The 20,640-nt window shown below is 74.6% G+C and carries 18 protein-coding genes and 1 riboswitch; of the genes, 7 read left to right on the top strand and 11 right to left on the bottom strand.

Annotation, left to right across the window (positions count from 1 at the left end; genetic code table 11):
- Positions 1-170: 170 nt before the first annotated feature.
- Both cobC and ACGFNI_RS00320 read right to left on the bottom strand, forming a co-directional pair.
- Complete coding sequence (gene cobC, locus ACGFNI_RS00325; RefSeq protein ID WP_393679164.1) at positions 171-1,259, bottom strand: Rv2231c family pyridoxal phosphate-dependent protein CobC; 1,089 nt, start codon at positions 1,257-1,259, stop codon at positions 171-173.
- Complete coding sequence (locus ACGFNI_RS00320; protein ID WP_393679162.1) at positions 1,243-2,598, bottom strand: cobalamin biosynthesis protein; 1,356 nt, start codon at positions 2,596-2,598, stop codon at positions 1,243-1,245. The genes cobC and ACGFNI_RS00320 overlap by 17 nt, the downstream gene beginning before the upstream one ends.
- 110 nt (positions 2,599-2,708) lie before the next feature.
- On the opposite strand from ACGFNI_RS00320, the gene ACGFNI_RS00315 reads away from it, so the two are divergent.
- Positions 2,709-3,464 carry a ZIP family metal transporter gene (locus ACGFNI_RS00315; RefSeq protein ID WP_393679160.1) on the top strand — a complete coding sequence of 252 codons (756 nt, stop codon included), beginning with the start codon at positions 2,709-2,711 and terminating at the stop codon, positions 3,462-3,464.
- Between the two features lie 32 nt (positions 3,465-3,496).
- Here ACGFNI_RS00315 and ACGFNI_RS00310 read toward each other — a convergent pair whose 3' ends face one another.
- The 8 genes from ACGFNI_RS00310 to ACGFNI_RS00275 form a co-directional block, all read right to left on the bottom strand.
- On the bottom strand, positions 3,497-4,156 hold the full coding sequence (locus ACGFNI_RS00310) for a VOC family protein (protein WP_393679158.1): 660 nt from the start codon (positions 4,154-4,156) through the stop codon (positions 3,497-3,499).
- Entirely contained in the window at positions 4,153-5,547 is a 1,395-nt protein-coding gene (locus ACGFNI_RS00305; protein ID WP_393679156.1) for a cobyrinate a,c-diamide synthase, read from the bottom strand. Before ACGFNI_RS00305 ends, ACGFNI_RS00310 begins: the two co-directional genes overlap by 4 nt.
- A gap of 7 nt (positions 5,548-5,554) precedes the next feature.
- Positions 5,555-6,151, bottom strand: coding sequence for a cob(I)yrinic acid a,c-diamide adenosyltransferase (gene cobO / locus ACGFNI_RS00300; RefSeq protein ID WP_393679154.1), 597 nt, complete (start codon positions 6,149-6,151; stop codon positions 5,555-5,557).
- Complete coding sequence (locus ACGFNI_RS00295; RefSeq protein ID WP_393679152.1) at positions 6,151-8,328, bottom strand: putative cobaltochelatase; 2,178 nt, start codon at positions 8,326-8,328, stop codon at positions 6,151-6,153. Before ACGFNI_RS00295 ends, cobO begins: the two co-directional genes overlap by 1 nt.
- A 68-nt stretch (positions 8,329-8,396) precedes the next feature.
- Positions 8,397-9,998, bottom strand: a complete 1,602-nt coding sequence (locus tag ACGFNI_RS00290; RefSeq protein WP_393679150.1) for a cobyric acid synthase — start codon at positions 9,996-9,998, stop codon at positions 8,397-8,399.
- The gene (locus ACGFNI_RS00285; RefSeq protein ID WP_393679149.1) at positions 9,995-10,993 is read right to left on the bottom strand and encodes a cobalamin biosynthesis protein; all 999 of its coding nucleotides are present in this window, start codon (positions 10,991-10,993) and stop codon (positions 9,995-9,997) included. The genes ACGFNI_RS00290 and ACGFNI_RS00285 overlap by 4 nt, the downstream gene beginning before the upstream one ends.
- Before the next feature lie 147 nt (positions 10,994-11,140).
- A riboswitch (cobalamin riboswitch) is annotated at positions 11,141-11,295 on the bottom strand.
- A gap of 195 nt (positions 11,296-11,490) precedes the next feature.
- Positions 11,491-11,727, bottom strand: coding sequence for a hypothetical protein (locus ACGFNI_RS00280; RefSeq protein ID WP_393679147.1), 237 nt, complete (start codon positions 11,725-11,727; stop codon positions 11,491-11,493).
- 23 nt (positions 11,728-11,750) lie between these two features.
- Entirely contained in the window at positions 11,751-13,001 is a 1,251-nt protein-coding gene (locus ACGFNI_RS00275; RefSeq protein WP_393679146.1) for an anion permease, read from the bottom strand.
- A 268-nt stretch (positions 13,002-13,269) separates the two neighbouring features.
- On the opposite strand from ACGFNI_RS00275, the gene ACGFNI_RS00270 reads away from it, so the two are divergent.
- The 3 genes from ACGFNI_RS00270 (at position 13,270) to ACGFNI_RS00260 (ending at position 16,778) form a co-directional block, all read left to right on the top strand.
- Positions 13,270-13,962, top strand: a complete 693-nt coding sequence (locus ACGFNI_RS00270; protein WP_393680288.1) for a class II aldolase/adducin family protein — start codon at positions 13,270-13,272, stop codon at positions 13,960-13,962.
- Between the two features lie 104 nt (positions 13,963-14,066).
- Positions 14,067-15,194 carry an alpha/beta hydrolase gene (locus ACGFNI_RS00265; protein ID WP_393679145.1) on the top strand — a complete coding sequence of 376 codons (1,128 nt, stop codon included), beginning with the start codon at positions 14,067-14,069 and terminating at the stop codon, positions 15,192-15,194.
- Between the two features lie 162 nt (positions 15,195-15,356).
- Positions 15,357-16,778: a hypothetical protein gene (locus ACGFNI_RS00260; RefSeq protein WP_393679143.1), complete on the top strand. Its 1,422-nt coding sequence runs from the start codon at positions 15,357-15,359 to the stop codon at positions 16,776-16,778.
- 46 nt (positions 16,779-16,824) lie between these two features.
- Here ACGFNI_RS00260 and ACGFNI_RS00255 read toward each other — a convergent pair whose 3' ends face one another.
- A complete protein-coding gene (locus tag ACGFNI_RS00255; RefSeq protein ID WP_393679141.1) occupies positions 16,825-17,238 on the bottom strand; it encodes a VOC family protein in 414 nt (137 codons plus the stop codon).
- A gap of 321 nt (positions 17,239-17,559) precedes the next feature.
- On the opposite strand from ACGFNI_RS00255, the gene ACGFNI_RS00250 reads away from it, so the two are divergent.
- The 3 genes from ACGFNI_RS00250 (at position 17,560) to ACGFNI_RS00240 (ending at position 20,599) form a co-directional block, all read left to right on the top strand.
- Complete coding sequence (locus ACGFNI_RS00250; RefSeq protein WP_393679139.1) at positions 17,560-19,158, top strand: ABC-F family ATP-binding cassette domain-containing protein; 1,599 nt, start codon at positions 17,560-17,562, stop codon at positions 19,156-19,158.
- A 323-nt stretch (positions 19,159-19,481) separates the two neighbouring features.
- Complete coding sequence (locus tag ACGFNI_RS00245; RefSeq protein WP_009718933.1) at positions 19,482-19,703, top strand: helix-turn-helix domain-containing protein; 222 nt, start codon at positions 19,482-19,484, stop codon at positions 19,701-19,703.
- A 116-nt stretch (positions 19,704-19,819) separates the two neighbouring features.
- Positions 19,820-20,599, top strand: a complete 780-nt coding sequence (locus ACGFNI_RS00240; RefSeq protein WP_393679138.1) for an enoyl-CoA hydratase/isomerase family protein — start codon at positions 19,820-19,822, stop codon at positions 20,597-20,599.
- The last annotated feature ends 41 nt before the right edge of the window (positions 20,600-20,640 follow it).

Genomic DNA, 20,640 nt, shown 5'->3' with positions numbered 1-20,640 from the left:
CCGTGGGGGCGCCGGTCCTGCATACGGCCCGGGGCGCGCCGGCCGGACCGGCGCGCCCCACCCTCGCCGGGGCCGGCCGGAGCGTGGTCCGCCCGGCCCCGGCGGGACACGCACATCCCCGATGGGGTCAACTCCCGTTGGTGCGCGAGGAGTTCAGTGCGCCGCCCGGCTCACTCCCGCCCGTCCAGGACATCGGCCAGTGCGGCCGTGAAGCGGTCCGTCGTGGCCCGGTCGCGCACCGCGAGCCGCAGCCAGTCGGGGCCCAGACCGGGGAACGTGTCACCGCGCCGCACCGCGAACCCACGGGCCCGCAGCCCGGTCCGCACCGCCGCCGCGTCCGGCAGGCCGATCAGCACGAACGGTCCTGCGGCAGGCCCGCACACGGTGATCCGGCCGAACTCGCCCAGCCGGGCCAGCAGATACTCCCGGTCCGCCGCGATCCGCACGGCGGCTGCCTCCGCCTCCGCCAGCGCGGCCGGCTCACAGCACGCCTCGGCCGCCACCAACGCGGGCGACGACACCGGCCACAACGGCTGCGCCCGCGCCAGCTCCGCGAGGATCTCCGGCGCCGCCAGCACATAGCCGACCCGCAGCCCGGCAAGACCCCAGGTCTTCGTGAGGCTGCGCAGCACCACGAGACCCGGCAGGTCCGTCCGCCCGGCCAGCGACTCCCGTTCCCCGGGCACCGCGTCCATGAACGCCTCGTCGACCACCAGCGTGCGCCCCGGCCGCGCCAACGCGCCCAGCACACCCGCCGGATGGAGCACCGACGTCGGATTGGTCGGATTGCCGACGACGACCAGATCCGCGTCGTCGGGCACCGCGGCCGGGTCGAGCCGGAAGCCGTCCCGCTCGTCGAGCAGCACCCGGCCCACGGTGTGCCCGGCGTCCCGCAGCGCCGCCTCGGGCTCGGTGAACTGCGGATGCACCACCACCGGCCTGCGGGCCCGCACGGCACGCGCCAGCAGCACGAACGCCTCCGCGGCGCCCGACGTCAGCAGCACCCGCTCCACGGGCAGACCGTGCCGGCCGGCCACCGCGCGGCGCGCCGCCGTCCCGTCGGGATACGCCGCCAGTCCTTCAAGCGACGCGGCGATCCTGGACTTCAGCCACGCCGGGGGAGTGCCGGCGCGGACATTGACCGCCAGATCGGCCAACCCGGCCTCGCCGCCCCGCACTTCGGCGTCGCCGTGATGCCGCAGATCGGGCTCGTGGGCCGCCCGCGCGCGCGGCGGCGCGGGCTCAGCGGGCGCCGACACGATGCCCCCGCGCCGCGGCGGGTATCCCCGCGGCGAGCACCTCGCGGTACCGCTGCACCAGCGCGTCGGCCAGCTCGGGACCGGGACCGGCCGGCTCCGCGCAGGTCACCGTGGTCTCCGGATGCGCGGCCTGCCACCCGTCGACCTGGAGCCGCAGCCGCTCCGCCACGCCGCAGGACAGCGGGAAGGCGGGCAGCACCACGATCCGGCCCGGCGCCCCAGGACCCGGCACCGCACCGCCCAGCACCCGGCAGCGGTCCAGGCCGGCGGGCACGTCGGGCGCGGTGTGCGTGAGGAAGGCGGTCTCCACACCCGTGAGGCCGCGGCCCTCCCACAGCAGCCGCGCCATCCGCGCCACGTCGGCGTTCGCGTACGGGTCGCCGGAACCGCCGCCGACCAGCAGCACCGTCGTCCGCGCCCGGTCGCCCGGCCGCCGCGCGCCGCCGCCCAGCGCCTCGTCGAGCTGCCGCTCCAGCGCGTCCAGGAGCAGCGGATGGCCGCCCGGGTCCTGCCCGCAGACGTACGCGAGATCCGGGTGGCGCCCGGCGGCCCGCGCCAGCGCCGCAGGCACCCCGCCGTACACATCGGGCAGCAGCGGCACCGCGGCGATCCGCGTCACGCCCTGCCCGGCGAGAGCGTCGACGGCGGCGCCGAGCGGCAGCGCGGACGGCGCGGAACCGGTCAACCCGCCGGCGACGGGCACCTCCGGATGGCGCGCGCCGATGACGTCGAGCAGCGTGCGCAGGGCCTGCGCACCGCCGTCGTCACGGGTGCCGGGACCGGCGATGAGCAGAGCGGGAGGGGTGGGCACACTGTCTCCTTGGTACGAGTTCCGCGTCCGCAGGGCCGGTCCGCAGCCGGGCCGGGTGGGGGAGGCCATGACGATAGCCGAGGGGACGGCCGGCGCCCGACCACGGTCGCCGTCGGCCGGTGCCGCGACGGCGCAGGTGGCACGGGCCGGGCCGCCGGGCGGCGCCGACTTCCGCTTGCCGACGAGCAGTTCGGCGCCGGGACCTGCGGCCAGCAGCGCCGCCGCCTCGGCCACGCTCGGCGTCCCGGTGGCGGCCAGCGCGGTCGCCGACGGCGGCGCCGGAACCCGCACGGCGGCCAGCGCACCGGCGGGAAATCCCAGCAGCGGTACGCCCAGCAGCCGCGCCGCGCCGGCCAGCCCCGGCTCCGCCGTCTTGGTCTCCACCGTCGCCAGCGCGACGAGCGCGCCCACGGGACACCCGGCCCGCGCCAGCGTCTCCCGGACCAGCGCCACCACCTCGGACACCGGCACGCCACGGCCCGCGCCCACCCCGGCACAGAGCCCGCGGGCCGCCCCTTCCGCGGTCACCGGCGGGCCCCTTGGAGGCGGCGGCGGACGGGCCGCAGGACGTGCCGGGGCGGCGGTGGGTAGGTAAGCAGGTGACAGTGGGGGGCGGGCGCGGGGAAAGGAGCGGGACAGTGCCGGTGGTCATCGCGCTGGGCGCGTTCGTGATGACGCTGTTCGGCGGCTGGGTCGCCCAGCACGTCACCGACCGCAGGCACCTCGTCCTGGGCCTCGCGGGCGGCCTGATGCTGGGTGTCGTCGGCCTCGACCTGCTGCCCGAGGCGCTGGAAGCCGCGGGCGCCGAGGTCTTCGGCGTTCCCCTCGCGCTGCTCTGCTTCGTCCTCGGCTACCTCGCCGCGCACGCCCTGGAGAGGCTGCTCGCGGTCCGTGGCGCCGCGCACGGCGCGGGACCGCCGCACGCCACCTCGCACCGGCCGGCCGACGGGCAGCGGGTGCCGCAGGTCGGGCTCACCGCCGCCGCCGCGATGGTGGTGCACAGCGCCATGGACGGCTTCGCGATCGGCCTGGCCTACCAGGCGGGCCACGAGATGGCGGTGTCCGTGGCGCTCGCCGTCATCGCCCACGACTTCGCCGACGGCTTCAACACGTACACGCTCACCAGCCTCTACGGGAACGCCAGGAAACGGGCGCTGCTGATGCTGGGCGCGGACGCGGTGGCGCCGCTGGCCGGTGCGGGCGCCACCTTGCTGTTCACCCTTCCGGAGCAATGGCTCGGCATCTACCTCGGGTTCTTCGGCGGACTGCTGCTCTACCTCGCGACCGCCGACATCCTGCCCGAGGCCCACCACGACCACCCCGCGCTGACCACGCTGGCCTGCACCGTCGCCGGAGCCGGCTTCATCTGGCTGGTGGTCGGCCTCGCGACCTGAGAGCCCGTGTCCGAACGACGGCGGGGCGTCCCTCATACCGCCGCGATCCCCCGGCCCAGGCGCACCGCACCGTGCCGGCCGGCCACCACGGCGGTGAGCCCGGCGGTACCTGCGGCGAACGGGGCGCCCGGCCACCGGACGCCGAGCGCCGCCAGCCGGTCCGCCGCGGCGCCGGGGTCGGGCGCGGTCGCGTGCAGCGAGCGAAGCGGCAGCACGGGGAGCGCGGCGGCCGGGTGCGGGGTGTCACCCCAGTCGAGCAGGAACGGCGTGAGGCGGTCGACCGCGACCGGTGGCGTCAGCTGCCAGGCGAGCGTCCCGCCGTCCGGTGTCCGCCGGTCCATCGCCACCGGCGCGCCCACGTCCAGGCCCGCCGCGCGGGCGCGCGCCACCCGTGCGGCGATGTCCGTGCAGCGGGCCGCCCACGTCACCAGGCACGGCCCGGACAGCGCGTCGATGCCGAACCAGCGGGGCCCGGCCGGCGCCGGCTGCTCCCGGTCGGGACCGATGATCTCCAGGTACGCCCCGTCGCCGAGACCGAGCAGGCAGTTGCGGGTGCCGCGGCCCGGGTGGCTGCCGCCCGGTACCGGCCGCAGTCCGGTCAGTCCGGCGAACGCGGCGACGGTGCGGTCCAGATCAGGGGTGGCCAGGACGAGGTGATCGAGCACCGCGGCGGCCCCGGCGGCCCCGCTCACCGGACACCCACCGTGGTACCCCGGGCGGCGCCCGCCACCAGCCGGGTGGCGAGCGAGGGCGAAGCCGCCCAGTGCACATGCAGATACGAGGCGTGCACCCCGCCCTGTACGAAGCCCTCCACCCGGCGCTCGGGGTGCGTGAACCCCCACGCGGGGGACGCGCCGGCGCCCGGCTCGACGGCCGTACGGTGGAACTCGTGGCCGCGCACCCGGGTACCGGCCGCGGCCAGCGCGTTGTCCTCCAGCGCCACCGCCTCCCGGTACCCCAGCGTCAGCCGCTCCGACATCCGCGCCTCGGCGGGCAGCACCCCGCACATCGGCTTCCCGTCGATCGACCCGGCGAGGTACAGCAGCCCCGCGCACTCGGCCGAGACCGGCGCCCCGGAAGCGGCGAGCGCCGCCACCGCCGCGCGCAGCGGCGCGTTCGCCGACAGATCCGGCGCGTACACCTCGGGGAAGCCACCGCCGATCACCAGCCCGCCGGTGCCCTCCGGGAGCCGCTCGTCGCGCAGCGGATCGAACGGCACCACATCGGCGCCCGCGGCGGCCAGCAGCTCGGCGTGCTCCGCGTACGAGAAGGTGAAGGCGGCGCCGCCCGCGACGGCGATCAGCGGACGCCGGCCGGCCGGCGCCGTACCCCCGGCAGCGGCGGCCTCGGCGGCCGGATCCCACGCCGCGTCCGGCAGTTCGGGCACCCCGCGCGCCAGCGCAAGGAGCGCCTCCATGTCGCAGCCCGCGCGCACCCGCGCGGCCAGCTCGCGCACCGAATCCAGCGCGTCGGCACGCCGCTCGGCGACCGGCACCAGGCCCAGGTGCCGGGACGGCGTACGCACCTCACCGGTGCGGCGCAGCGCCCCCAGGACCGGCACCCCCGACGACTCCATCGCCTCGCGCAGCAGCGCCTCGTGGCGGTCCGAGCCGACCTTGTTCAAGATCACGCCGGCCAGCCTGACCTGCGGATCCCAGGACGCGAAGCCGTGCACCAGGGCGGCAACCGACCGGGACTGCGACGACGCGTCGACCACCAGCACAACCGGCGCCCGCAGCACCTTCGCGACCTGCGCCGTCGAGGAGAGTTCCCCCATCCCCGACGCGCCGTCGAACAGCCCCATCACGCCCTCGACGACGGCCAGATCGGCGCCCCGCGCACCGTGCAGGAACAGCGGCGCGAGCCGGTCCGTACCGCACAGATAGGCGTCCAGATTGCGGCCGGGGCGGCCGGTCGCCAGCGAGTGGTAGCCCGGGTCGATGTAGTCGGGCCCCACCTTGTGCGGCGACACCGCGAGACCGGCCTCGGCGAACGCCGCCATCAGACCGGTGGCCACCGTCGTCTTGCCGGCGCCGGACGCCGGGGCGGCGATCACCAGCCGGGGGATCGTGCCTGCGCTCATGCCACGGTCACCATTCGATGCCCCGCTGGCCCTTCTGGCCGGTGTCCATCGGGTGCTTCACCTTCGACATGTCGGTCACCAGATCGGCGAAGTCCACCAGCGGCTGCGGGGCGTTGCGCCCGGTGATCACCACGTGCTGGGTGCCGGGGCGGTCGCGCAGCACCGACACCACCTCGTCGGTGTCGATCCAGCCCCAGTGCATCGGGTACGCGAACTCGTCCAGTACCAGCAGCTTGTACGTCTCGGCCGCCAGGTCCCGCTTGACCTGCTCCCAGCCCTCGCGCGCCGCGTCCTCGCTGGACGCGATGTCGCGCTGCACCCAGGACCAGCCCTCGCCCATCTTGTGCCAGGCGACGCTGCCGCCCTCACCGGTCTCGCCGAGCACCTTCAGCGCCCGCTCCTCGCCGACCTTCCACTTCGCCGACTTCACGAACTGGAACACCCCGACCGGCCAGCCCTGGTTCCAGGCCCGCAGCGCGAGACCGAAAGCGGCGGTCGACTTGCCCTTGCCGACGCCCGTGTGGACGAAGACCAGCGGGCGGTTGCGGCGCTGGCGGGTGGTGAGCCCGTCGTTCGGTACGACGGACGGCTGTCCCTGCGGCATTACGCGACCCTCCTGGATCCTTGAGTGTGTGCCTGACCGCGGGCGTACCTGCCGCCCGCGACGTCCGCGCGTTCCCCGCCGCGGCCCCCCTGCACCTCACGTACGAGCGCCGAGACGCTGTCCGCGCGCAGCTCGTCGAGGGTGACGGCGGTGCCCTGCAACTCCCGCGCCAGCGTGCCCGCGAGGCCCAGCCGTACGGGCCCCGCCTCGCAGTCCACGACCACCGACGCGACGCCGTCGGCGCCGAGCAGCCGGCCCGCCCGCGCGGCCCGCTCCAGCGGCCCGCCCGCGGCCCCGCCGCCCTTGCCGGTCGCCCGCCCGTCGGTCACCACCACCAGCAGAGGCCGCCGCGAGGCGTCCCGCATCCGCTCCACGCGCAGCACCTCGTGGGCCTTGAGCAGACCCTCGGCCAGCGGCGTACGGCCACCGGTCGGCAGCGTCTCCAGGCGCGCGGCGCCCGCCTCGACCGACGACGTCGGAGGCAGCGCCAGCTCGGCTTCCGTGCCACGGAAGGTGATCATGCCGATCTTGTCGCGCCGCTGGTACGCGTCGAGCAGCAGCGACAGCACCGCGCCCTTGACCGCGCCCATCCGCTTGCGCGCCGCCATCGAACCTGAGGCGTCCACCACGAACAGGACGAGATTGCCCTCCCGGCCCTCGCGCACCGCCTCGCGCAGATCGTCCCGGCGCAGCACCAGGCCACGGCCGCTGCGCCCGCGCGCCCGCTGGTGCGGCGCCGCCGCGTGCACGGTCGCCGCCAAGTGCAGCTTGCCCAGCGCGCCTTGCGGGCGCCGGGAGCCGGTCGTACGGCCGCGCGCGGTACGCGCCCGCGACCTGCGGCCGTCCGCGCCCTCACCCAGACCCGGCACGTCGAGACGCCGGGTCTTGAACGGCTCCGCCGCGCCGACCGCGGCCTGCTGCGCCCGGGGAGCACCGGCGGGCTGCTCGGCGGGCGGCGCGTCCGGAGCACCGTCCGCGGCGCCGCCGTCCTGCTCGGGCAGGGACGGCGGCCCCTGCTCGCGCGGCCCCGGCACGGTGTCGTCCTGCGGCGCGGGTCCGCCGCCGTCGGGCCCGCCGTCAGGGCCGCCCCCGTCGGGACCGTCGCCGCCGCCGTCGGGACCGTCGTCCGGACCCTCGGGCTCCGGATCGTCCTCGCCGTCCGCCCCGCCGAACTCGTCCAGGGTCTCGTCGAGTTTGTCCTCGTCCAGGCCGGGGGCGTCGAACGGATTACGGCGCCTGCGGTGCGGCAGCGCCAGCAGCGCCGCCTGCCGGACGTCCTCGGCGAGCACGTCATCACGCCCCGCCCACGCGGCCAGCGCCGCCGCCGTCCTGGCCATGACGATGTCCGCGCGCATCCCGTCCACCTCGAACGCGGCGCAGGTCGCGGCGATCTGCCGGAGCGCGGTGTCGCCGAGCGTCACCCGCGGCAGCAACTCCCGTGCCGCGACGATCCGTTCGCGCAGCGCGTCCTCATCGGCGGCCCAGCGCGCGGCGAACCCCGCGGGGTCGGCGTCGTAGGCGAGGCGTCGCCTGACGACGTCCACCCGCAGATCCGGCTCGCGGGACGCGGCGACCTCCACCGTGAGACCGAAACGGTCGAGCAACTGGGGCCGCAGCTCGCCCTCTTCGGGGTTCATGGTGCCCACCAGCAGGAACCGCGCCGCGTGCCGCACCGACACGCCCTCGCGCTCCACGTACGAGGCGCCCATGGCAGCCGCGTCCAGGAGGAGGTCCACGAGGTGGTCGTGGAGCAGGTTGACCTCGTCGACGTAGAGGACGCCGCGGTGCGCGTCGGCCAGCAGTCCTGGCTCGAACGCCTTGACCCCTTCCGACAGCGCCCGCTCGATGTCCAGTGCCCCCACCAGCCGGTCCTCCGACGCGCCGACGGGCAGTTCGACCATCCGGGCCGGACGGTCCTGGCCCGCGCCCGCCTCGTGCGGGCCGTCCGGGCAGCCGGGGTCGGGGGCGAGCGGCGCGCAGGAGAAGCGGCAGCCGGGCACCACGTCGACAGTTGGCATCAGCGCCGTCAGGCCGCGCACCATCGTCGACTTCGCGGTGCCCTTCTCGCCGCGCACCAGCACCCCGCCGATGGCCGGCGAGATCGCGTTGAGCACGAGGCCGAGACGCATGTCGTCCTGGCCGACGACCGCGGTGAACGGGTAAGGAACCGAGGCCATGTAACGGGTACCCCTTTCGAGGGTGGGTTCGAGGGATGGAGCGTGGTCGGGCGGTACGGATCGGGACGTCACGGCGCCCCCGGAGGAACGAACGGCAGCCCCTCCGGCACCCCCTTCTCGATCAGCCGCAGCAGCGCGTCCGTGTCCGCGTGTTCCTCGATCAGATCGCCGAGCCGGTCCAGTTGTTCCTCCCGCAGCGCGCCGAAGCTGGTGTCGGGCGCCGGTACGAACGCCCGGCCCGCGTCGGCCGCCACCCGCCGCAGGAACTCCCGGCGGAAGGCGTCGCTCTCCAGCGAGCCGTGCCAGTGGGTACCCCACACCGCACCCACGCGGCAGCCGTCCAGAGCCTGCCCCCGTGCGTCGGTGAAGAACGTCTCCCCGCCGTCGACCTCGGCCACACCGTGGTGGATCTCGTACCCCTCCACGGGCTCGCCGAGCGCCGTACCGGCCGGCCTGGCCAGCGTCTTGTCGGCGGCGAACCGCACCCGTACGGGCAGCAGCCCCAGACCTGGCACGGTGCCGGCCCTGGACTCCACCTCGTCGTCGATCAGCGTGCCGAGCATCTGGAAACCGCCGCAGATGCCCAGCACCGGGCGGCCGTCGGCGGCCCGCCGGGCGATGGCGTCCGCCAGACCGCGCTCGCGCAGCCACTCCAGCGCCCGCACCGTGCCACGGGTGCCGGGCAGCACCACCAGGTCCGCGTCGGCCAACTCCTCGGCGCGGTCCACGAACCGCACCACCACACCCGGTTCGGCGGCCAGCGCGTCCACGTCCGTGAAGTTCGACATCAGCGGCACCGCCGCCACCGCGATCCGCAGCACATCGGCGCCGTGCGGCGGCGCCACCACGCTCTCGCGCACCGCGCCGCGCAGCGAGACGCGCAGCCCGTCCTCCTCGTCGATGCCGAGACCGTGCGCGAACGGCAGCACACCCAGCGTCGGCCGCCCCGTCAGGGTGCGCAGCATCTCCAACCCCGGCTCCAGCAGCGACACATCGCCCCGGAACTTGTTGACGAGATACCCGGCGACCAGCGACTGGTCCTCCCTCGACAGCAGCGCCGTGGTGCCGAAGAACGAGGCGAACACCCCGCCGCGGTCGATGTCGCCGACCACCACGACCGGCAGCCGCCCGGCCCGCGCGATGCCCATGTTGACGATGTCGGTACGCCGCAGATTGATCTCGGCGGGGCTGCCCGCCCCCTCGCAGATCACCGCGTCATGGGTGCGCCGCAGCTCCTGGAGGCAGTCGGTGACGGTGCCGAGCAGCTGCTCGCGCCGGCCCGCGTACGGCGTGCCCGCGCCGCCGCGGTCCCCGCTGCGGCCGAAGTACCCCTTGGCGCTCATCTCGCCCACCGGCCTGCCCAGCAGCACCACTTGGCTGCTGCGGTCGCTGCCCGGCTTGAGCAGCACCGGGTTCATCAGCGCGGTCGGCTCCGTCCTGGCAGCCGCTGCCTGCATCGCCTGCGCCCTGCCGATCTCCGCGCCCCGGCGGGTCACGAAGGAATTCAGCGACATGTTCTGCGCCTTGAACGGCGCGACGCGTACGCCCTGCCGCACCAGCCAGCGGCAGATCCCCGCCGTGACCACGCTCTTGCCCGCGTCCGACGTCGTGCCCGCGACCAGCAGGCCGCCGCCGAGCGCCCCGCCCCGCGCGGTGTGCCGCCCGTTCACCCGGTTCTCCTTCCGCGCCGGGAGACCGCGGCGCGCAGCGCGCCCGCGGCCAGCCTCCCGGCGACCGTCGTCGTCAGCGCCAGCACACCCACCCGGCGGGAGAGCCGTACCGCACGCGCGATGTCGGCGGCCCCGGCCGGCCGGCCCGCGCCGTTGAGCTGCGGCCGGTGCTCCACCCGCCCGCCGTACGCCAGCGTGCCGCCGAGGCGCACCCCCAGCGCGCCCGCGAACGAGGCTTCCACCGGGCCCGCGTTGGGGCTGGGATGCGCACCGCCGTCCGCCCGACAGGCGCGCGCGGCGGCCCGCCTGTCGGGTGCGGCGAGCACCGTCAGCGCGGCGGTGAGCCGGGAGCCTGGCCAGCCGGCCACGTCGTCGAGCCGGGCCGACGCCCAGCCGAACTTCAGGTAACGGGGCGACTTGTGGCCCACCATCGCGTCCAGCGTGTTCACGGCACGGAACGCCACCAGACCCGGTACGCCGCCCAGCGCGCCCCAGACGAGCGCGCCCACCACGGCGTCCGAGGTGTTCTCCGCGACCGACTCGACGACCGCGCGCGCCATCTGCGGCCCGTCCAGCGCCTGCGGATCGCGTCCGCACAGGTGCGGCAGCCGCCGCCTCGCCAGGTCGGTGTCACCGGCCAGCAGCGCGTCGCCGATGGCGCGCGCCTCCCGGCCGAGCGAGGTGCCGCCCAGGACGGCCCAGACGGCCGCCGCGGTCAGCGCCGTGCCGGCCACGGCGCGGGCGGGGCCCGGGGTGCGCGGGCCGCCGCGTACGGCGCGCTCCAGCAGGGCGGCGCCCGCGGCGGCACCGCCCGCGCACAGCACGGCGTGCGCCGCGCCGTATCCACGGTGGTCGCGCCAGAGGCGGGATTCGACGGCGGCGGCGGCCCGGCCGAACGCGGCCACCGGGTGGCCGCGTTCGGGATCGGCGACGATCAGGTCGCCGAGGAAGCCGATGGCCGCGCCGCACGCGTAGCCGGCGTGTTCGGCACGCATCGGATCAGACCGCCGTCACGCCTCGGAGGAACGGGCCGACGGCGGCGGGTGCCGGTGCGTCGTCGCACGAAGATCTCGAACTGCGGCCGGGCATGGCGGTATGTCCTCACTCAGGGTCCGCGCCCTGGCTCGACGTGACGGCGACAAGAGTCTCCTGGCTCCCGGATCGGCGCTTCCCCCGGCCTTCCCGTCCCTGCGGACCCACCCTGCGGGCGGACACGTGCGGACCGTGGCCTTCGTTGGAGGAGCGCTCCCCGGTGACAGTGGCGGGACCGCGCCGGATTCTCACCGGACTTCCTCTTCTGTCGCCGATTGGCTCCGGCAGTCCACCACGCCCCGCGAACGCCGTCAACTCACCCTTGACCTGCGGTGCTCCGCCCCGTCATGAGCTGTGGCACACACCACAGGACGGCCGCAGAGCGCACGGACGAGGCGCCCGGCAGCCGCGGGAGTGCGGACCACCGGGCGCCTCGGACGCGCCGTCGTACCGGGCCGCGTCAGGCGGCCACGATCAGGTAGATGCCGTAGGCCACGGCCGCCGCGCACACCGCGAAGGCGGCGTACGCGCCGAACCGCGCCCCGGATCCGGGAGCGCCCGCGGCGGCTGCGGCACCCTCCTGCTGCGTCGTGCGCGCCGTACCGACGATGCCGACCGTGAACAGGCCCACGATCCCGACCGTCACCACGAGGGTGACGCCGAAGACCTGGCCGAGAGCTGCCCAGTCGATGCTCATGTTGCGGGTTCCTTAGGTGAGGGCTAGCTGAGGGAGGCGGCCTTGGCGCGCGGGGCGCCGGAGCCGTTCGCGGTGGTGGTGGGACCGGCCGCCTCCTGGGCGGGCACGGTCGGTCCCGCCGGGGGCGGGGTGACGGTCTGGAGGGCCGCGGTGACCACTCCGGCAGGCTCCGGCGCTTCGTTGACGTTGGTGTGGTCGATCGGCTTGCGCCGGGACGCGGCCCAGATGGCGCCGCAGATACCGAGCGCCAGGACGGCGACCGCCGCGACACCCCAGTCGCCCTGGTCGGCGAGGAGCGCGGCGCCGGCCGAGACCAGTCCGGCGGCCGGCAGCGTCAGGCACCAGGCCACGACCATCCGGGCGGCCGTCGACCAGCGCACCACGCCGCCCTTGCGGCCCAGACCCGAGCCCATCACCGAGCCCGAGCAGACCTGGGTGGTGGAGAGAGCGAAGCCGAGGTGCGAGGACGCCAGGATGGTGGCGGCGGCGCCGGTCTGGGCGGCGAAGCCCTGCGGCGGCTGGATGTCGGTGATGCCCTTGCCCATCGTGCGGATGATCCGCCAGCCGCCCAGGTACGTGCCGAGGGCGATGGCCAGACCGGCCGATGCGATGACCCACAGCGGCGGGTCGGCGTGCGGGGCGACCACCCCGCCGGTGATCAGCGCGAGCGTGATCACACCCATCGTCTTCTGTGCGTCGTTGGTGCCGTGGGCCAGCGAGACCAGAGCCGCCGAGGCGATCTGTCCCGCGCGGTAACCCTTGGCGGTCTCCTGCTCGTCGCGGTTGCGGGCCAGCCGGTACGTGAGCCGGGTCGCGGCCATCGCGGCGATACCGGCGACGACCGGGGCGGCCACTGCCGGGATGAGGACCTTCATCACGACGGCCCCGCCGTGCACGCCGTCCGGGCCGACCGACACCAGCGTGGCGCCGATCAGACCGCCGAACAGGGCGTGCGAGGAGCTGGAGGGGAGTCCGGCGAGCCAGGTGAGGAGGTTCCAGACGATCGCGCCGACCAGGCCGGCGAAGATCACTTCAGGTCTGATGCCGGCGCTCTCGTCGATGATCCCGCCGGAGATGGTCTTGGCGACCTCCACCGACAGGAAGGCGCCGACGAGATTCAGCGAAGCCGACATCGCCACCGCGATCTTGGGCTGAAGTGCCCCGGTGGAAATGGTGGTGGCCATCGCGTTGGCCGTGTCGTGGAAGCCGTTCGTAAAGTCGAACACCAAGGCCGTGACGATCACGATCCCGATGAGAAGCGTGATGTGTTCCATTCACCCAGGCAATCAGTTCGATGGTCAGAGACGCTGAGACCGTAGGAAGAACGGATGAACGGAAGGTGAACGTGACCGGGCGCATCGGTGACACCCCCGCACTGTTCACGAGGAGGCGTCCCAGGGGCCACGAGGGCACCATCGGTCGGTCGCTTCCCCGGGCTGTGGCAGCCCCCGTACGGTAGCGCGCAGCGCGCCCTCATCCACGCACCCGGAGGCCCTCGTGACGGATCGCCGTGACTCCTCGCCCGCGCCGGGCGCGGATCCCGTGCCGCCGGGCCGTGCGCCGTCCGGAGCGCCGGACCGGGACGCACTCGCGGACGCCTGGGACGCGCTCGTCGCCACCGCGCGCCGCACCGTCACCGACGGCCTCGTCGTCGGCACGTCGGGAAACGTCTCGGTACGCGTCGGCGACCTGGTCCTGGTCACCCCCAGCGGCGTCCCCTATGACCGGCTCGGCCCCGGCGACCTCACCGCGGTCGGTCTCGACGGCCGCCGTGCACTCGGCACCCTGCGGCCCACCAGCGAACTCCCCATGCACCTCGCGCTCTACCGCACCACCACGGCGGCGGCGATCGTGCACACCCACGCCCCGCACGCCACGGCCGTCTCCACCCTGGTCCCCGAACTCCCGCCGGTCCACTACATGACGGCCGCGCTCGGCGGCCCCGTCCGCGTCGCCCCGTACGCGCTCTACGGCAGTGAGGAACTCGCCGCGAACATGCTCGGCGCACTGCGCGACCGCACCGCCTGCCTGCTGCAGAACCACGGCACCATGGCGTACGGCGCGAGCCTCGGCGAGGCCCTGGACCGCACCGCCCAACTGGAGTGGATGTGCCGCGTCTGGCTCACCGCGTCCTCCGTGCCGGGACTGACCCCGGCCCTGCTGCCGGACGACCGGCTCGACGAGGCCGGGCGGAAGCTGCGCGGCTACGGCCGGCGGACCGAAGGCGAGAACTGAGCGGCCAGGACTGAGCAGCGGGCACCTCGGGCGCGCCGCTCAGCCCGTCACCCGCCCGCGCCCGCCCGCTGGCCGTGCCCGCCGTCCCTTCGCACACTGAGCAGATGCGCCTGGGTACTGCGGCGGCCGTGGCCGCCACCACCGTGATCGGTGCCGGGGCCGCCGCGGTGGCGGTCGGCCGGTACGCCGGCGACGCCGTCCTGAAGCCGTCACCCGACCACCCCTTCCCCGGCGACTCCCGCCTCACGGTGCACTCCGTCACCGACGGCCGGGTCACCCTCACCCGCAGCCTGGCGTCCCTGCGGCCCGGCACCTACGGCCTCACCGGCGGCGGCTGCCACGCCGTCGTCGGCCCCGTCGTGCACCACACCCCGCACCCCGCTGACACCGTCGTACGGCGCCTGGAGCGGGTCACCCACGGCACGCTCGCCCCGGGCCTCCGGATGCGGCTGACCCCGCAGGTGCACATCGGCAACCCCCGCGACGCGCTCGGCCTGCACTGCGCCGACGTCGACATCCTCGGCGAACTCGGCGCCCTGCCCGCGTGGTTCGTCCCCGGCGTCCGCGAGACCTGGGTCATCACCGTGCACGGCCTGGGGACCACCCGCGAGCACCCGATGGTCGTGCTGCCGTTCCTGCGCCGCCGGCAACTCCCGGTGCTCGACCTCGCCTACCGCAACGACGTCGGCGCCCCGCCGACCGCCGACCGCGTGCAGCACCTCGGCGACACCGAATGGCGCGACCTGGACGCGGCGATCCGCTACGCGATCCGGTACGGCGCCCGCGATGTGGTCCTGCACGGCTGGTCCACCGGCGCCACGATGGCGCTGCGGGCCGCCGCCAACTCCGCGCTGCGCGGCCGTATCCGTGGCCTCGTCCTCGATTCGCCGGTACTCGACCGCCACGCGACCGTGCGCGCGCTGGCCGCCGCCCGCCGGGTGCCGCGCGCCCTGCTGCCGCTGGCCGTCCGGGCCGCCGAGGGCCACACGGGACTGCCCGTCGACCGTCCCGCCGATGCCTTCGACCCCGCGGCGCTGACCGTCCCCACCCTGCTCTTCCACGGCCCGGACGACACACTCGCGCCGTGGGCCGCCTCCCGTGCCTTCGCCGCCCGCCGCCCGGAACTGATCACCTTTCACCCGGTGCCGCACGCCCCGCACGCCGCGATGTGGAACGCCGACCCGGCGCGCTACGAAGAGGCGATGCGCCGCTTCCTGACCCCGCTGATGTGACCCGCGCCGGCCGGCCGGGCGCCGCCGCCGGCCGGTGACGCGGGGGCGTACGGGGGGACAACTCCCCACAACCGTGATGGGTCGCCGAGGTGGCACAAGGCGCGCAGGCCATAACCCGTCACCCGATTGGGTTTTCGGGCCGTCAGCGGCAAGACTGCTCCTGTGACGTCCCGTACTCCGCGCGACTCCCGACTCCGACTCGTCCCCCGACAACCGATTGCCGCCGCCCGCCGGGCGGTGAGCACCCGGGCCGCCCGCCCGGCCCCGCGCCCGCCCGAAGGCACCCCGCCGCCCGCGGAACTGGCGCGGCAGGCGCGCGCCGTACTGTCCGGCGCGGCCCGCCTGGCCCACTGGGCCGACGGCGCGGACGCCGGGCTGCGGGCCGGCCGGGACGGCGCACTGCCGGCCGCCGCGGTGGAACGCGCGGCCGGGGCGCTGGGGCTGTCCGCCGCGCAGGTGCGCGCCGACTGGGACCGGGCACGGCTCGCCGGCCTCATCGAACTGCACGGCGGCCTCGCCCGCGCCGGCTGGCGGCTGCGCGCCTGGGACCGCGACGACACCGCGGCGCTGCGCGGCTGGGTCGCCCTCTTCGACGCCTGGTCGCTGGCCCGCCCCGCACCCCGGGGCGCGGGGCCGACGATCGTCGCCGAAGTGGTCGAGGCGGTGCCGCAGTTGCTGTCCCTGCTGCACCTGTCGGCGGGTCCGGTACGGCTGCCGATGCTGCTGGACATGCTCGACCAGCGCGTCGCCGAACTGCGCACCGAGCGCTGCGAGGTGCCCTACGGGCCGCGGCAGGACGACCCGGGTGCCGAAGGAACGGTGGACGACGCCGCGGGGGCGTCGCTCGCCGATCTGCTGGACTGGGCGCTGGCCTCCCTCACCACCGTCGGGGCGCTGGTCCCGCCGCAGGGTGTGGAGGCGGTCGACGGCGGTCGCGAGGCGCAGTTGACGCCGCTGGGCAACTGGTCGGTGTGGGTCAAGCTGGAGCAGATCTGCGTCGCGGCCCAGAGCCCGGCGGGGAACATCGAGCAGACCGCGGCGGCGATGCTGCGCGGCTGTGCCCGGCTCACCCCGGGACCGGCCCGCGCCGAGTACCGCGCCTGGCTCGCCGCCCGCTCCGTCGGCGCCGCGGTCGAGGAACTCCTCGCCGTGGCCCGCGGCGAGGACGCGCTGCTGCGGGGCCTGGCCTTCGAGGCGCTGCGCGCGGTCGGCGCCCCCGCCGAGCCCGCCGTACGCGCGGCGGCCGACGAGCCGGCCCTGCGTCCGTACGCCCTGCTGTGGCTGGTCGAGCACGAGGGCGGCGACCCGGAGACCGCGCCCGACGTGCTCACCCGCGAGGAGTCGACCTGGCTGTGGGTGGACACCGCCGCTGCCGTCGCCGACCACGGCGAGAGCCAACTGCTCATCCGGCACCTCGACTCGGCGGTCCAGGGCTCCGTCCCGCGCCTCCTGGAGGAGGTGAGGGCGGTCGGCCACCCGCGCACCGTGCAGGTCTTGGTGGCGCTGGCCGCGGCGCACCCCGATCCGGCGCTGGCCAAGGCCGTGCGCCGGGCGGCCTTCCAGGTCCACACCGGCGGGGTGTGAGCCCCGGGCCGGTGCGACAGGGCGGGTCCGGCCGGGCCCGCCCTCGTCAGGTCGCGGCGCCCGGCAGGTACGTCCCGAAGCTCCAGACGTTGCCCTCGGCGTCCCGGGCAAGGTAGTCCCGCGAGCCGTAGTCCTGGTCCGTGGGCGGTATAAGGATCTCCGCCCCGGCCGCCGCGGCCCGTGCGCAGTGCGCGTCGGTGTCCTCGACGACGACATAGACCGCGGCGGGCCCGGCGTCGGCCATCGCCGCGTCGAAGGCGCCGCCGCGGCCCTTCGAGCCGAGCATCACCCGGCCGTTGCCGTGGGAGAGTTCGGCGTGCAGCACCGTGCCGTCCTCGCTTTCGTACAGTGCTTCCTTCTTGAAGCCGAAGGCGCTGGTGAGCTGCCGGATCGCCGCGTGGGCGTCGCGGTAGAGCAGGGCGGGGTACAGGCTGGGCGCGCTCGCCGGGTCGAGGGTCATGGCATCCGCCTTTCCGGGAACGTGGTGTTCCCTCGCGTCCGCGGGGCCCGCGTGCCGTGCGCACGGACCTCCGTGAGATCTGCATCACAGTCTCGCAGCCGGCACTGACAACGCATCCGCGGCACCCGTGCACGCCATGCCGCCTGTGGGCCGCGCCCGGGGGCCGCCGGGCCGCCGATGCGGGATCCCGGGCCGGGGAAAGTGGTTGCGCGGCACCGTTAGACTGCCTGTATGGCAGTTCTCCTTTGGGTTCATTAGACGGCGTAGACCGCTCTCGGACCGTCCGTCCAATCCGCCGTCTTCCTGCCCTGGAGTTTTTCCGTGATCACCGCCTCCGGCCTTGAGCTGCGCGCCGGCGCCCGCATCCTCATCGAATCCGCGTCCTTCCGCATCGCCAAGGGCGACCGCATCGGCCTGGTCGGCCGTAACGGCGCCGGCAAGACCACGCTCACCAAGGTGCTGGCGGGCGAGGGGATGCCCGCCGCCGGCTCGGTCACCCGCTCCGGCGACGTCGGCTACCTCCCGCAGGACCCGCGCACCGGCGACATGGACGTACTCGCCCGCGACCGCATCCTGTCCGCCCGCGACCTGGACTCCGTGCTCCGCAAGATGCGCGAGAACGAGGACCGGATGGCGAACGGCAAGGGCGCCACCCGCGACAAGGCGATGAAGAAGTACGAGCGCCTGGAGACCGAGTTCCTGACCAAGGGCGGGTACGCAGCCGAGGCGGAGGCCGCGACCATCGCCGCCAGTCTCGGCCTGCCCGACCGGATCCTCGCCCAGCCGCTGCACACCCTCTCCGGTGGCCAGCGGCGCCGCGTGGAGCTGGCCAGGATCCTCTTCTCGGACTCCGACACCCTGCTGCTCGACGAGCCGACCAACCACCTGGACGCCGACTCCATCGTCTGGCTGCGCGACTACCTCAAGACCTACCGCGGCGGCTTCATCGTGATCTCCCACGATGAAGAGCTGGTCGAGACCGTCGTCAACAAGGTCTTCTACCTCGACGCCAACCGCTCGCAGATCGACGTCTACAACATGGGCTGGAAGCTCTACCAGCAGCAGCGCGAGGCCGACGAGAGGCGCCGCAAGCGCGAGCGGCAGAACGCCGAGAAGAAGGCCGCGGCCCTCAACTCGCAGGCCGACAAGATGCGCGCCAAGGCCACCAAGACCGTCGCGGCCCAGAACATGGCCAAGCGCGCCGAGCGGCTGCTGGCCGGACTCGACGAGGTCCGCGCGTCGGACAAGGTCGCCAAGCTGCGCTTCCCCGACCCCGCGCCGTGCGGCAAGACGCCGCTCACCGCCGAGGGCCTGTCGAAGTCCTACGGCTCGCTGGAGATCTTCACCGGCGTCGACCTGGCCATCGACAAGGGCTCCCGGGTCGTCATCCTGGGCCTGAACGGCGCGGGCAAGACCACCCTCCTGCGGCTGCTGGCCGGTGTGGAGACCCCGGACACCGGCGAGGTACGCGCCGGGCACGGCCTCAAGCTCGGCTACTACGCGCAGGAGCACGAGACGCTGGACCCGGACCGCACGGTCCTGGAGAACATGCGCTCCGCCGCCCCCGACATGGACCTCGTCGCCATCCGCAAGACGCTGGGTTCCTTCCTCTTCTCGGGCGACGACGTCGACAAGCCCGCCGGGGTGCTCTCCGGCGGCGAGAAGACCCGGCTCGCCCTGGCGACGCTGGTCGTCTCCTCCGCCAACGTCCTGCTGCTCGACGAGCCGACCAACAACCTCGACCCGGCCAGCCGCGAGGAGATCCTCGGCGCGCTGCACACCTTCACCGGCGCCGTCGTCCTGGTCTCCCACGACGAGGGAGCGGTGGACGCGCTGGAGCCGGAGCGCATCATCCTGCTGCCCGACGGCGTCGAGGACCTGTGGGGCCAGGACTACGCGGACCTGGTCGCGCTCGCCTGATCAACCCCGTATGGATCATTCGGCCGATGCGTGATCCATCATCTGAGTGAGAACGGCTCGTACACCGGCGAGCCTGCGATACGAGGCCGGGCCCGCTGGGGCCCGGCTTTCGCATGTCTGGCCACAACCCCTCTGACCTGGCCTTTTTTGCATTTCGTGGTGCGGAGGGCAGACGGGAGCGGCGCCGGAAGTGCCGTCCGTCCAGTTCGTCCGGGTACGGACGGTTGGCAAGGTGTCTCATCGACCTTGCTGAATGGGTGGCCAGGAAGCCGGGGAGGGGTGATCATGAGAGTCCAGAGCGCACTTCCCACGAGGAGGCACGGGTGGCCGAGACTCTGAAGAAGGGCAGCCGGGTAACCGGCGCCGCGCGCGAGAAGCTCGCGGCAGACCTGAAGAAGAAGTACGACTCCGGAGCGAGCATCCGGGCGCTGGCCGAAGAGACCGGTCGCTCCTATGGATTCGTGCACCGGATGCTCAGCGAATCCGGTGTGTCCCTGCGCGGTCGGGGCGGAGCAACGAGGGGCAAGAAAGCCGCCTCGGCCTGACGGCCGCGTCTCCGGGTATTCCGCGGTGTCCCCCCGGTCGGTCGAGTAGTCGGCCGGGAGGTTACCGTTCAGTCACTTACGCACGCTGGTGCGACTGGCTGACTCGGAGGCGTCTGATGACTCTGCTCGACAAAGACGGTGTGCAGCTCACCGTGGACGGCGAGATCGCCACGGTGACTCTTGCTCATGCAGCGAAGCGCAACGCCCAGTCGCCGGCCATGTGGCGGGCGCTGGCCGAAGCGGGCTCGCTGCTGCCGGGCACCGTACGGATCGCGGTGCTGCGCGGTGAGGGCAAGTCCTTCTCCGCGGGCCTCGACCGGCAGGCTTTCACGCCGGAAGGCTTCGACGGTGAGCCGTCGTTCCTCGACATGGCGCGTGGCTCGGACAGCGAACTGGACGCCACGATCGCCGCGTACCAGGAAGCGTTCACCTGGTGGCGGCGCACCGACCTGGTGTCCATCGCCGCTGTGCAGGGCCATGCCATCGGTGCGGGGTTCCAGCTCGCCCTCGCCTGCGACCTGCGGGTGTGTGCGCAGGACGTGCAGTTCGCGATGCGCGAGACCAGCCTGGGCCTGGTGCCCGACCTGACGGGTACGCACCCGCTGGTCGGTCTCGTGGGCTATGCGCGGGCGCTGGAGATCTGCGCCACCGGTCGGTTCGTGCATGCCGAAGAGGCCGGGCGGATCGGGCTGGCCAATCTGGTGGTGCCCGGTGACGAGCTGGACGCCGCCGTATCCGACCTGGCCGCTGCCCTGATCGCGGCGCCGCGCGACGCGGTCATCGAGACCAAGGCGCTGCTGGCCGGTGCCGTGGGCCGCGGCTTCGAAGAACAGCGCACCGCCGAGCGGGCCGCACAGGGCCGCCGGCTGCGCGATCTCGCAGGCGTCGGCGAGTAGCGACCCGGGGAGCAACGACCTGCGGTCCGCCGACCGGCCCC

The organism is Streptomyces sp. NPDC048644 (genome assembly GCF_043199105.1).
In the GTDB taxonomy this organism is placed as follows: Bacteria; Actinomycetota; Actinomycetes; order Streptomycetales; family Streptomycetaceae; genus Streptomyces.
Note: the sequence above shows the minus strand (reverse complement) of the source record. Positions and strands in the feature narration are given on the sequence as shown.

Bases quoted from the DNA above. Each gene is read 5' to 3' on its own strand.
- ACGFNI_RS00280 (WP_393679147.1), bottom strand. From the start codon at position 11,727: ATGAGCATCGACTGGGCAGCTCTCGGCCAGGTCTTCGGCGTCACCCTC.
- ACGFNI_RS00240 (WP_393679138.1), top strand. From the start codon at position 19,820: ATGACTCTGCTCGACAAAGACGGTGTGCAGCTCACCGTGGACGGCGAG.
- ACGFNI_RS00285 (WP_393679149.1), bottom strand. From the start codon at position 10,993: ATGCGTGCCGAACACGCCGGCTACGCGTGCGGCGCGGCCATCGGCTTC.
- ACGFNI_RS00305 (WP_393679156.1), bottom strand. From the start codon at position 5,547: ATGAGCGCAGGCACGATCCCCCGGCTGGTGATCGCCGCCCCGGCGTCC.
- ACGFNI_RS00265 (WP_393679145.1), top strand. From the start codon at position 14,067: ATGCGCCTGGGTACTGCGGCGGCCGTGGCCGCCACCACCGTGATCGGT.
- ACGFNI_RS00275 (WP_393679146.1), bottom strand. From the start codon at position 13,001: ATGGAACACATCACGCTTCTCATCGGGATCGTGATCGTCACGGCCTTG.
- ACGFNI_RS00255 (WP_393679141.1), bottom strand. From the start codon at position 17,238: ATGACCCTCGACCCGGCGAGCGCGCCCAGCCTGTACCCCGCCCTGCTC.
- cobO (WP_393679154.1), bottom strand. From the start codon at position 6,151: ATGCCGCAGGGACAGCCGTCCGTCGTACCGAACGACGGGCTCACCACC.
- ACGFNI_RS00295 (WP_393679152.1), bottom strand. From the start codon at position 8,328: ATGGCCTCGGTTCCTTACCCGTTCACCGCGGTCGTCGGCCAGGACGAC.